Origin of the sequence: Oceanimonas sp. AH20CE76, assembly GCF_039654065.1 — a bacterium.
Taxonomy (GTDB): Bacteria; Pseudomonadota; Gammaproteobacteria; order Enterobacterales; family Aeromonadaceae; genus Oceanimonas; species Oceanimonas smirnovii.
In genome coordinates this window covers 2,612,065-2,623,676 of sequence record NZ_CP155481.1, presented here as the reverse complement: position 1 = coordinate 2,623,676, position 11,612 = coordinate 2,612,065, and the positions used below count along the sequence as shown (strand labels likewise).

Below are 11,612 nucleotides of genomic sequence, written 5' to 3'. Positions count from 1 at the left end.
ACACGATGAACACACTGACCATCAACCCCGGAAAAATGACCCTAGCGCAAATGCGCCAGGCCTATCAGCAGCCGGTTAAGCTGAGCCTGGACTCCAGCACCCATAAGGCCATTCAGGCCTCGGTGGATTGCGTGAACCGCATGGTGGCGGAAGACCGCACCGTCTATGGCATCAACACCGGCTTTGGCCTGCTGGCCAACACTCGCATCAAACCCGAAGATCTGGAAACCCTGCAGCGCTCCCTGGTGCTGTCCCACGCCACCGGCCTGGGCGAACTGGTGAGCGACAATCTGGTGCGACTCATCATGGTGCTCAAGATCAACGGTCTGGCCCGGGGCTTTTCCGGCATTCGCCTGGAAGTGCTGGAGGCACTGATGGCGCTGGTTAACCATGAGGTCTACCCCTGCATTCCCGGCAAAGGATCCGTGGGCGCCTCCGGCGACCTGGCGCCCTTGGCCCACATGAGCTGCGTGCTGCTGGGCGAGGGCCATGCCCGCTATAAAGGCGAGATCATCAGCGCCGGTCAGGCGCTGGAAATTGCCGGGCTCAAGCCCATGGGGCTGGCGCCCAAGGAAGGCCTGGCGCTGCTCAACGGCACCCAGGTGTCCACCGCCTTTGCCCTGCGTGGCCTGTTCGAGGCGGAAGACCTGTTCGCCGGCGCCATTGCCGTGGGCGGCCTGACGGTGGAAGCCACGCTCAGCTCCCGCCGTCCGTTCGACCCGCGCATTCACGAAGTGCGGGGCCAGCAGGGGCAGATCGACGCCGCCGCCGCCTACCGTCATGTGCTGGGTGAGTCGAGCGAGATCAGCCGCTCCCACGTGAATTGTGCCAAGGTGCAAGATCCGTATTCCCTGCGCTGCCAGCCCCAGGTGATGGGCGCCTGCCTGACTCAATTGCGTCAGGCCGCCGAGGTACTGCTGATTGAAGGCAACGCCGTGTCCGACAACCCGCTGGTGTTTGCCGACGACAACGACGTGATTTCCGGCGGCAACTTCCACGCCGAGCCGGTGGCCATGGCCGCCGACAATCTGGCTCTGGCCATTGCCGAAATCGGCTCCTTGAGTGAGCGCCGGGTGTCGCTGATGATGGACACCCATATGTCGGGCCTGCCGCCCTTCCTGGTGGAAAACGGCGGGGTCAACTCCGGCTTTATGATTGCTCAGGTGTCGGCAGCAGCTTTGGCCTCCGACAACAAGGCGCTGGCGCACCCGCACTCGGTGGACTCGCTGCCCACTTCCGCCAACCAGGAAGACCATGTCTCCATGGCCCCCAACGGCGGTCGCCGGCTGTGGGACATGGCGGAAAACACCCGGGGCGTGCTGGCCATTGAATGGCTGGCAGCCTGTCAGGGGCTGGACTTCCGCGGCGGAATGAAAACCACCGAAGTGCTGGAGCAGGCGCGCCAAACCCTGCGTGAGCGGGTGAGCTATTACGACAAGGACCGTTTCTTTGGTCCGGATATCGAGCAGGCCAACGCCCTGCTCAAGGCCAACGTGCTCAGCCATCTGGTACCGGCAGGACTGTTGCCGAGCCACTGAGCCGGACAGATAGGGACGCACTGTTGCACCGTCACGGGGCTGCCTCGGCAGCCCCTGTTTTTTTGTCCAGTAGTCCCATGCTAGACTCGCCTCTTTCTTAGCGCCGGGAAAGGTGGTCGATGGCGAATTTCAGAACTCATATTCAGGTGGCAAGCGCCGCCAGCGGTTTGCTGGCCGCCGGTATGGTGTGGGCAGAGGAAGTGACCTTAACTCAGGCTTGTCTGTTGTGGCTGGCGGGCAGTCTGGGCGGTATTTTGCCGGATATGGATTCGGACTCATCCCGCTCTTTGAATATCGTATTCCGGCTGTTTGGTGCCCTGGCAGCGACGCTGGCGTTATTGTTTGGCCAGCAGCATTTGTCGCTGGTTGATACCCTGGTGCTGGGGGCGGTGGGTTATGGCCTGGTACGCTATCCGCTGTGCTGGTTTTTTGCGCATTTCACCGTGCACAGGGCCAGCCTGCATTCGTTGCTGGCCAATGCGGTATTTGGTCTGATGACAGTGGTGGTAGCCGATCGTTTGTTTAGTCAGCCATCAGATATGGCCTGGTTTACCGGCCTGTTTGTGTTTCTTGGTGCCTGCATTCACCTGCTGCTGGACGAGCTGTACAGTATCGATCTGGAAGGCCGACGCATTAAAAAATCCTTTGGTACTGCCTTCAAGCTGATTGAGTGGCCGGCACCGCTGCCCAACCTGCTGTTGCTGGCACTGCTGGCGGGCGCAATCTGGCTGGCACCGGCTCAGCCGGACCTGGGCGGCCTGCTGGTGCGGCTATTGCCGGTTTCTCACATCTGGTAGAATGGCGGCGCTTAATACCCCCCATATACAGGACAACAGTGATGAGCCTCGCAGACAAGGTTTTGGCCGTTAATAATGATCTTCCCATTCGAACCCACCAGCCGGTACACAGCGGTAAGGTGCGCTCCGTTTACTGGCTGACGGAAGCAGACAGCCGCCGGCTGATCCAGGAAAAAGGCTATAAAGTCGCCCCCGATGCGCCGCTGGCGATCATGGTGATCAGCGACCGTATCTCCGCTTTTGATTGCATCTGGCACGGCGAAGAAGGTCTTAACGGCGTACCGGGCAAGGGCGCGGCGCTGAATGCCATCTCCAATCACTGGTTCCGTCTGTTCAAGGAGCAGGGCCTGGCCGACAGCCATATTCTCGACATTCCCCATCCCTTTGTGTGGATAGTGCAAAAGGCCACCCCGGTCAAAATTGAAGCTATTTGCCGTCAGTACATCACCGGATCCATGTGGCGCAGTTATGAAAAGGGTGAGCGGGAGTTTTGCGGTATTCGTCTGCCCGAAGGGCTGAAAAAGGATCAAAAGCTGCCTGAGCTGCTGATGACGCCATCCACCAAGGGCATTCTCAAGGGTATTCCCGGCGTGCCGGAAGCGGACGACGTCAACATCACCCGCCAGAACATTGAAGACAACTTCGCCGCCTTTAATTTCAAAAGCCGGGACGACATCGCCACTTATGAGCGGCTGCTGAAAGAAGGCTTTGAGGTGATAAGCCAAGAGCTGGCGAAAATCGATCAGGTGTTTGTGGATACCAAGTTCGAGTTTGGCTATGTCACCGACGATCAGGGCAACGAAAAGCTGATCTACATGGACGAGGTGGGCACGCCCGATTCATCCCGCATCTGGGATGGACCGGCCTACCGGGAAGGTCGAATTGTGGAAAATTCAAAAGAGGACTTTCGCCAGCTGCTGCTTAAGCATTTTCCCGATCCGGACATTCTGCTCAACAAGGAGCGCATGCCCGAGCGGGAAGCCCTGGCCGAGAACAATGCCCTGCCGGTAGAAGTGCTGATGAACATTTCCCGCACCTATGTGGGCATTGCCGAGAAAATCACCGGCCAGAAACTGGAACTCTCTGACAATCCCAAGGCCGACATTATCGCCATTCTGCGCGATCAATACGGCCTGGTGGACTAAGCCCGGCGTCAGTCGGACAAAGGGACGGTTTCACGACACGCTTCGCTGAATTGCCACTCACTAAAAAGCCTGCTGCGAACATAATAAATGTTCGTTCAGGCGTTTTAGTTCATCACGGCGAGTAAGCTCGCCCCCTGGGCGCTCGGCAAATGCATCTGACCGCCAGGGATGGTGGGAATGCCGAACATGCAGGAGCAATTTTCGGCCATGGCATTTGATCGGTCGTGAAACCGCTCCCTTTACCCTCCTTGCGAGCATTGGCTTGGTAGGTTGGGATGAGCGAAGCGAATCCCAACATTTCTTGCCGTAATGCTGCTGCTTCCTCTTCTGCTCACTCAAAAGCGCGGTGCGTCAAAGTCTTCCGGTTCGTCGGTGTAGATACACACATTGTGCTCGGCCACCAGCCCGTCGGGGCTGACGCAGTGGGCTTCAAAAAACGCCTGAATACCGCTGCGCTGGCAGTGGGCCTCAAAACTGGCCATATCGGCCCAAATCTCGTTAAACACCAATGGAAAGCTGTGGCCACCGGCAAAGGGGCTGTCAACATGACGGGTGACCCGATACTGAATACAGCCGTCTTCACGCAGGGTATCGCTTTCAAGCGCCTGTAACACACGAAACAGCTCCTGCTCCTTGCCCGGTTTGGGTTTGAATGCGGCAATGCAATAAACTCGGCTCGACATCATTTTTCCTTAAGGTTGATATAACCAACAAAAACGCCACCCTGACGGTGGCGTTAATACAAACGGCATAAGTAGATCAGCGGGTACCGAACACCACTATGGTTTTGCCGTGGGCGGTGATCAGATTCTGCTCTTCCAGCATCTTCAGAATACGGCCCACGGTTTCCCGGGAGCAGCCCACAATCTGGCCAATTTCCTGACGGGTGATCTTGATCTGCATACCGTCGGGATGGGTCATGGCGTCGGGCTGACGGGCCAGGCTCAGCAGGGTTTCTGCAATGCGGCCGGTTACGTCCAGGAACGCCAGATCGCCCACCTTCTGGCTGGTGGTCTGCAGCCGGCTGGCCATCTGAGCCGACAGCCGCATCAGAATTTCCGGATTCACCTGGATTAACTGACGAAATTTCTTGTAGGAGATCTCGGCCACTTCGCAGGGAGATTTGGCGCGGACCCAGGCGGTGCGTACCGGGTTGTCTGTGTCTTCAAACAGACCCAGTTCACCGATAAAGTCACCCTGGTTCAGGTAAGAGAGGATCATTTCCTTGCCGTCTTCATCCTTGATCAGCACGGCTACTGAACCCTTAACGATGTAGTAGAGGGTTTCTGCCTTTTCGCCCGCATGGATCAGCGAGCTTTTGGCCGGATACTTGTGAATATGGCAATGTGACAAAAACCATTCCAGGGTCGGGTCACTTTGGGGCTTGCCGATAACCATGAATATACCTCTTGAGACGGGCTGGGCTACAAAGGCTCAGCCTTATACCTAATTGCGTGGGTGAGCGGCTAGCATAAAAGGCTTGGAGACCTTCATCAAGAGCCGCGCCGGTTTTCTACTACTAAAGCAATAGGCTATTATGCCTGTTTTTATAAGGAGATGTTATGAAAGCAAAAGTCAGCTGGTTGCGGGACATGTGCTTTGAAGGCGAATCCGAGTCAGGACATAAAATCATTCTGGACGGCACCAACCCGGGCGAAGGGGCCAGCCCCATGGAACATGTGCTGCTGGGTGCCGGCGGCTGCAGTGCCATTGATGTTGTATCTATTCTGGAAAAAGGACGCCAGGTTATTACCGGGTGTGACGCCGAGCTCAGTGCCGAACGGGCGGAAAATCCCCCCCGAGTATTTACCCGCATTCATCTGCATTTTGTGGTAACCGGTCACGAGCTGTCAGAAAAACAGGTGGCGCGGGCAGTCGAACTGTCGATGGAAAAATATTGTTCCGTGATCAAAATGCTGGAAAAGGCGGTTGAAATTTCTTCTTCCTTTGAAATTAAAGCAGCCTGAGGCTCAGGCTGTATTGAGTATGGAACAGAGTGCTGACTGATCTGGGTCAAATTGAGTCTTTCTGTTTTTGATTATGCTGGGCGAAACCAGAACCATAACAACAGTCTCGTGGCTGTCATTCGCCCATCATCAGAAGGAAGCAACATGAAAATGACACTGACCAGTCTGGCCGTCGGTCTGCTGTTGGCAGGCCCTGCGGTTTATGCTCAGGGACCACGCAATGAGCCGGTACAGCCAATACCAGCTGCTGAGGTAAGCGATGCAGCCATGGCGGAACTGGGAAAAAAGCTGTTCTTTGATCCTCGCCTGTCCCGCTCGGGTTTTATTTCCTGCAACTCCTGCCATAACCTGTCGATGGGAGGAACCGATAATCTTAAAACGTCCATTGGCCATAACTGGCAACAAGGGCCGATCAACTCGCCTACGGTACTGAACTCCAGTCTCAACCTGGCTCAGTTCTGGGACGGTCGTGCCGCGGATCTCAAGGAACAGGCAGGCGGGCCCATCGCTAACCCGGGTGAAATGGCGTTTACTCATGAGCTGGCCATCGGAGTGCTGCAGTCCATTCCCGGTTATGTTTCCGAATTTGAGACGGTGTTTGGTCAGTCCGAGCTGGATATCGATATGGTCACCGACGCCATTGCCGCTTTTGAGGAAACCCTGGTGACTCCTGACTCGCCGTTTGATCAGTGGCTGAAGGGAGATGATAACGCCCTGAGCGCTCAAGCCCTGGCCGGTTATCAGTTGTTCAAGCAAAGTGGCTGTGTGGCCTGTCATAATGGCCCCAATCTGGGCGGCACGTCTTTTCAGAAAATGGGGGTGGTGGAGCCCTATCAGTCCGACTCTGATGCCATTGGCCGTGCTGCCGTTACCGGTAAGGATGCGGATCGTTTTACCTTTAAGGTGCCGACCTTGCGTAATGTGGAGCTGACCTATCCCTATTTTCATGACGGCGAGGCAGCGACACTGGAAGAGGCGGTAGATATTATGGGGCGGTTACAGCTGGGCCGGGTTTATTCGAATCAGGAAGTCAGCCAGATAGTGGCGTTTCTGAAATCATTGACTGGTGAGCAGCCCCGTTTCGAGCTGCCGATATTACCGCCGTCGACTAACCAAACGCCTGCACCCGAGCCCTTTGGCTAACAGCTGACATGCCTCTTTTCAGGCCCGGCCATGCCGGGCCTGTTTGTATTCAGCGGATTTTTCCGGTTTCCAGCAACTGCTCCAGCATGGGGCGCAAAATCAGCTCCATGGCAAAGCCCATTTTGCCGCCGGGCACCACTATGGTGTTGCGCCGGGACATAAAGGCACCGTCGATCATGGCCAGCAGGTAGGGAAAATCCACGTTCTTAATGCCACGAAAACGAATCACCACCATGCTTTCATCCAGGCTGGGGATCACCTTGGCACTGAAGGGGTTGGACGTATCTACCGTGGGCACCCGCTGAAAGTTGATATGGGTGCGGGAAAACTGCGGCGTAATAAAGTTGATGTAGTCTTCCATGGAGCGGACGATGGAGTCGGTTACCGCTTCCCGGGAGTGGCCGCGCTCAGCGGTGTCACGAATGAGCTTCTGAATCCACTCCAGGTTAACAATGGGTACCATGCCCACCAGCAGGTCGACATGTTGGGCCACGTTGTGCTCGCCGGTGACCACACCGCCGTGCAGGCCTTCATAAAACAGCAGGTTGGTATCGTCGGGCAGCTGTTGCCAGGGAGTAAAGGTACCCGGCATCTGGTTAAAGGGCACGGCCTCATCAAAAGTATGCAGGTAGCGTCGGAACTGACCGGTGCCGGTATCGCCATATTCCTTGAAAAACTGCTCCAGCAGCTCAAAGTCGTTGGCCTCGGGGCCAAAATAGCTGATATGCCGGCCCTGCTCTCTGGCCCGGCGAATGGCAACATCCATTTCCGGCCGGGTATAGCGGTGAAAGCTGTCACCTTCAAGCATGGCGGCTTTCACACCCAGCTGGGCAAACATGGACTGAAACACTTCAGTAGAGGTCGATGTGCCGGCACCCGAAGAGCCGGTCACCGCTATAATGGGGTGCTTGGCAGACATGACAAACCCTTAAATTGATGAAACCGACAGTGTTTATACGCAGTGCTCAGGGCCAAGGTCAAGGTTTGTGAGCGAAACGCTGTGCCGGCACTATGTTCACGGTTTCATGCAACTCACTATAAACAATGACCGCATCACCCCGCTCAAGTTGTTGTTTTACTTCTAATACTTTTTGTCCGAGCGAGATATCCTGCTCGCCATACTCTGTGCCTTCCTGCAGTACAAAGTGTTCAATCAAATTCTTGAGCGTGTCGTCGGACAAATCGCGATGGGAGATAATCATCAATCGTGATCCTGAGTGAAAAGTAAGTGTTGCTGCAGCCAGCCGGGTATCCGGTGCTCCAGCCAGTAACGTGGTCGCCAGGGAGCGCCGTGCATAAAGCCCACATGGCCACCATGACGGCTGAGCTCATAGGTAATGGCCGGAGGCAGGGCGTCTGCTTCCGGTATTACTGCATCTGTCATAAAGGGATCGTCGGCGGCATGCAGCACCAGCGTAGGCGTGATGATATCAGCCAGCCGTGGCAGACCGGAGCAGCGCCGGTAATAGTCATCCGCATCGTTAAAACCATGAATGGGGGCAGTCAGGCGGTTATCAAACTCCCGCAGGCTGGCAATGGCGTTAATGTCGGTATCAATACCGGCATGGCGATGACGGGCCAGTTTTCGCTGCCAGTTATATTTCATGCGATTCAGCAAATAACGCTGATAAATCCGGGACAGTCCGCGGTTAATGCGATCGGCACAGGCTGCCAGCTGTAACGGGGCTGATACCACCACCGCTGCACACAGCGGATTCCGGTGATATTTAGCCAGATAATTTACCAGCATATTGCCCCCCAGAGAATAACCGATAGCCGCCATGACTCTGCCTGGAAAGCGCTGGCGCAGTGTGCTGAGCACAAAGGCTGCGTCTTCTGTTTCACCGGAGTGATAGGCTCGCAACAGCCGGTTGGGCTCGCCACTACAACCGCGAAAATGCATTAATACCGGCTGCCAGCCCTGATGGTGTAAGGCTGCCATCATGCCCTGTACATAATGAGACTGCACATCGCCTTCCAGGCCATGAAACAGCACTATCAGAGGGCGGGCTTCATCTTGCAGCGGCATGGCCCAGGCCAGATCTATAAAGTCACCGTCGGGTAAGTCAAGCCGCTCGTTTTGGTAGTGCTGGCGCTGACGGTGCAGATAACGGGCAAGAATGGTTTGCAGATGAGCATTACGCGCCCACCAGGATGGCTGAAACCGGCTTGGATGGATCATGGCAATGAGCTCAGAGGGAACAATGCACCTAAAATACTGGGCGCAGACGCTAAAATCGAGTAAAACAACGCTCTCACCGAACACATTACTGGTAACCCTGTCATGGATATCTCTTTGCTGGGGCCGGTGGCAGGTTTTGCGCTTGCTGCCTGTGGTACACCCGGCCCCAATAATATGTTACTGGCCAGCTCCGGCACTCATAATGGTTACCGGTCGTCACTCAAACTGTTGCTGGGTATCATGCTGGGGCTGCAGCTGCTGCTGCTGTTCACCGCGCTTGGGCTGGGCCGGTTGTTTGAGCTGTGGCCGGCGCTGCAATGGGGCCTTAAAATTGCCGGCAGTGGTTACTTGTTGTGGCTGGCCTGGCGCATTGCCGTGGCCCCGCCACCGAACAGTCATGAATCCGGTATGCGCTGGTATCAGGGTGCCCTTTTTCAGTTTCTGAACCCCAAATCCTGGTTAATGGCCATTTCTGCCATCAGCGGGTTTACCCTGGCAGGTGAACAATACTGGCCTTCGGCCTGGACGGTGCTGGGAGTGTTTTTAATGTGCGGCATCGTCACTGGTCACTTATGGACCTTGATAGGAATGCGGGTACGGCGCTGGCTGCACACTGATGTTCACTGGCGGCGGTTTAATAGTGTTATGGGAGCGCTGACGGCGGCCTGTGTGGTGATGATCTGGTACTGAATTTGCCCTTAACCGTTATCCTTTGAGCGCAAAGGGTGTAAAATCTGGCCGGTTTTTTGTCTTCGATTCTGGGCTTTCATGGTTTCTGACACAGATTTATTTAAAGATATTCGTCCTTATAATGATGACGAGGTGGCTGGCGCTATTGCCCGGCTGATTGCAGACGACGAGTTTATCGGTGCCATTGCCCGCTATCGCTATGGTGGTTTGTCCCGCATAGGCGGTGGCTTGGTCAAGGGACTGATTCGCCTTTACCTGACCTGGCGCTGGCGTCGGGTCACCAGTGTGCATCAGGTGCAGCTGGAGGTAGCCCGTTTTATGGAAAAAATGATAGCGGGCACCACTCAGGGCGTCAGCTATTCCGGGCTGGAGCATCTGGACCCGAATGCCGGCTATCTGTTTATCTCCAATCACAGAGATATCGCCATGGATCCGGCCTTTGTCAACTGGGGCCTGTATACCCATCAGCTGAATACGGTGCGCATTGCCATTGGCGATAACCTGCTGCGCAAGCCCTGCGCCACCGAACTGATGAAGCTCAACAAGAGCTTTATCGTCAAGCGCTCCGCCAAGGGGCCGCGGGAGATGATGAAGGCGTTCAGCGAGCTCTCTGCCTACCTGCGTCATTCTCTTGATGAACAGCACTCTATCTGGATTGCTCAGAAGGAAGGGCGGGCCAAGGACGGTAATGACAAAACGGATCCGGCCATTCTTAAAATGTTCTATATGGAAGGGAAAAAGCAGAAAATTCCCTTTAACGACTACATTAGCAGCCTGAACCTGGTACCTGTCTCCATATCGTATGAATATGACCCCGGTGATGTAGCCAAAGCCCGGGAGCTGCACGCCAAGGAAACGGCCGGTGCTTATGAAAAAAGCGAATTCGAAGATATTCAAAGCATAGTGCAGGGCATTACCGGCCATAAAGGTCGGGTTCATGTGGCTTTTGGCAAGCCGCTGAACACAGACGCAGATAATGCTGATGAGCTGGCCCGCGAGATAGATCAGGAAATACACGCCAACTACCATTTGTTTCCCAGCAATTTACTGGCAGCCGGCCAGACAGTGGGAGTAAATGACGCCGAGCGACGAGCCTTTGACGCACACATGAGCCAGGTACCTGCCGAGCTGCGCGAGCGGGTGCTGGCCATGTATGCCAGGCCGGTACTGAACAAGGGCTGACGCGCTGAACCCCCGGCTTGTTACTGCCAACCGGCTGAGCGGGCTGCGGGTATTTGCCGTGGCTGCCCGCCATGGTAGTTATTCCGCTGCTGCTGACGAGCTCTGTGTGACTCAGGCGGCAGTCAGTCAGCAGATCCGCAATCTTGAATCTTCCCTTGGTTGCCGGCTGTTTGTGCGTAAGGGGGCTGGCATGGTGCTTACTTATGAAGGCCGCACTTTACTCCCTTTTGCCGAGCAAGGGCTGGCAACGCTTGAACAAGGTCTGAATCAATTGCTGTCACCTGCTGCCGGCCCGCTGCAGCTTAGTGTGTTGCCTTCTTTCGCGGCGCGCTGGCTGATGCCAAGATTATGGCGCTTTACCGAACTTCACCCTCATCTTGAGCTGCGGCTGCAGCCCAGTCAGCAACTGGCCGACTTTGCCGCTGGCGAAGCGGATCTGGCCATTCGCTATGGCGAAGGTAATTATACTGGTCTGCACAGTGACTGGCTGATGAGTGATACTGCCTTTCCGGTGTGCGCGCCGGCGCTGGCGGCACAGCTACAGCGGGTAGAAGACCTGATCAGGCTGCCGCTGGTGGCGGGCCCGGAATACGCCGGAGTAAGCTGGGCCAACTGGCTGGCCCTGAGCGGTAATGAGCACATATTGCCCCACTGCCGCCAGCTTACTGTGGGTGATGGTAATCTGGGGCTGGAGATGGTGCTGGCAGGGCAGGGCGTGGCGCTCAGCCGCTCTGTGCTGGTGGCCGACTTGCTGCGCGAGGGCAGGCTGTGCCGTCCCTTTGCCACCGAGCTGACACCCCAACACCGCTACTATCTGGTGTGGCGTCCCGACTCTTCACGCCTGAACGACATTGCTCTGGTGCGGGACTGGCTGAAGCAGGAGGCGTTAAAAAGCAGGGAGTAGGGATTGGGGAGTGGCAGGAGTTGTATTTAACAGTCAGCACTGAGGCTTCACGAAGTAACAGCGG

13 protein-coding genes are annotated in these 11,612 nt (G+C 56.0%); 8 read left to right on the top strand and 5 right to left on the bottom strand.

The features are described from left to right. Positions 1-5: 5 nt before the first annotated feature. The 3 genes from hutH (at position 6) to N2M06_RS12820 (ending at position 3,480) form a co-directional block, all read left to right on the top strand. Positions 6-1,538, top strand: coding sequence for a histidine ammonia-lyase (gene hutH, locus N2M06_RS12830; protein ID WP_346350946.1), 1,533 nt, complete (start codon positions 6-8; stop codon positions 1,536-1,538). A 119-nt stretch (positions 1,539-1,657) separates the two neighbouring features. Then, positions 1,658-2,335, top strand: a complete 678-nt coding sequence (locus N2M06_RS12825) for a metal-dependent hydrolase (RefSeq protein ID WP_317075847.1) — start codon at positions 1,658-1,660, stop codon at positions 2,333-2,335. Positions 2,336-2,376: 41 nt separating this feature from the next. Continuing rightward, positions 2,377-3,480, top strand: coding sequence for a phosphoribosylaminoimidazolesuccinocarboxamide synthase (locus tag N2M06_RS12820; protein WP_317075849.1), 1,104 nt, complete (start codon positions 2,377-2,379; stop codon positions 3,478-3,480). Positions 3,481-3,815: 335 nt separating this feature from the next. Here the strand turns inward: N2M06_RS12820 and N2M06_RS12815 are convergent, their stop codons facing one another. Continuing rightward, positions 3,816-4,163, bottom strand: coding sequence for a putative quinol monooxygenase (locus N2M06_RS12815; RefSeq protein WP_019935258.1), 348 nt, complete (start codon positions 4,161-4,163; stop codon positions 3,816-3,818). A gap of 76 nt (positions 4,164-4,239) precedes the next feature. Further along, on the bottom strand, positions 4,240-4,878 hold the full coding sequence (gene crp / locus N2M06_RS12810; RefSeq protein WP_019935259.1) for a cAMP-activated global transcriptional regulator CRP: 639 nt from the start codon (positions 4,876-4,878) through the stop codon (positions 4,240-4,242). Positions 4,879-5,042: 164 nt separating this feature from the next. Here crp and N2M06_RS12805 point away from each other — a divergent pair, with 164 nt between their 5' ends. Together N2M06_RS12805 and N2M06_RS12800 are read left to right on the top strand one after the other, a co-directional pair. Next, on the top strand, positions 5,043-5,447 hold the full coding sequence (locus tag N2M06_RS12805) for an OsmC family protein (protein WP_019935260.1): 405 nt from the start codon (positions 5,043-5,045) through the stop codon (positions 5,445-5,447). 144 nt (positions 5,448-5,591) lie between these two features. Continuing rightward, positions 5,592-6,590, top strand: a complete 999-nt coding sequence (locus N2M06_RS12800) for a cytochrome-c peroxidase (RefSeq protein ID WP_019935261.1) — start codon at positions 5,592-5,594, stop codon at positions 6,588-6,590. Positions 6,591-6,639: 49 nt separating this feature from the next. Here N2M06_RS12800 and N2M06_RS12795 read toward each other — a convergent pair whose 3' ends face one another. From N2M06_RS12795 to N2M06_RS12785, 3 genes are read right to left on the bottom strand one after another with little or no spacing between them, the layout of a single operon-like run. Further along, positions 6,640-7,509, bottom strand: a complete 870-nt coding sequence (locus N2M06_RS12795) for a phosphoribulokinase (protein WP_019935262.1) — start codon at positions 7,507-7,509, stop codon at positions 6,640-6,642. Between the two features lie 58 nt (positions 7,510-7,567). Beyond that, entirely contained in the window at positions 7,568-7,792 is a 225-nt protein-coding gene (locus N2M06_RS12790) for a YheU family protein (RefSeq protein ID WP_019935263.1), read from the bottom strand. Then, positions 7,792-8,772 carry a hydrolase gene (locus N2M06_RS12785; RefSeq protein WP_346350945.1) on the bottom strand — a complete coding sequence of 327 codons (981 nt, stop codon included), beginning with the start codon at positions 8,770-8,772 and terminating at the stop codon, positions 7,792-7,794. Before N2M06_RS12785 ends, N2M06_RS12790 begins: the two co-directional genes overlap by 1 nt. 102 nt (positions 8,773-8,874) lie before the next feature. Between N2M06_RS12785 and N2M06_RS12780 the strand changes: the two genes are divergently transcribed. From N2M06_RS12780 to N2M06_RS12770, 3 genes are all read left to right on the top strand, one after another. After that, positions 8,875-9,462, top strand: a complete 588-nt coding sequence (locus N2M06_RS12780; RefSeq protein WP_019935265.1) for a LysE family translocator — start codon at positions 8,875-8,877, stop codon at positions 9,460-9,462. A 78-nt stretch (positions 9,463-9,540) separates the two neighbouring features. Further along, positions 9,541-10,644: a 1-acyl-sn-glycerol-3-phosphate acyltransferase gene (locus N2M06_RS12775; RefSeq protein ID WP_317075850.1), complete on the top strand. Its 1,104-nt coding sequence runs from the start codon at positions 9,541-9,543 to the stop codon at positions 10,642-10,644. Between the two features lie 4 nt (positions 10,645-10,648). Then, positions 10,649-11,548, top strand: coding sequence for a LysR substrate-binding domain-containing protein (locus N2M06_RS12770; protein WP_346352181.1), 900 nt, complete (start codon positions 10,649-10,651; stop codon positions 11,546-11,548). Positions 11,549-11,612 lie beyond the last annotated feature (64 nt).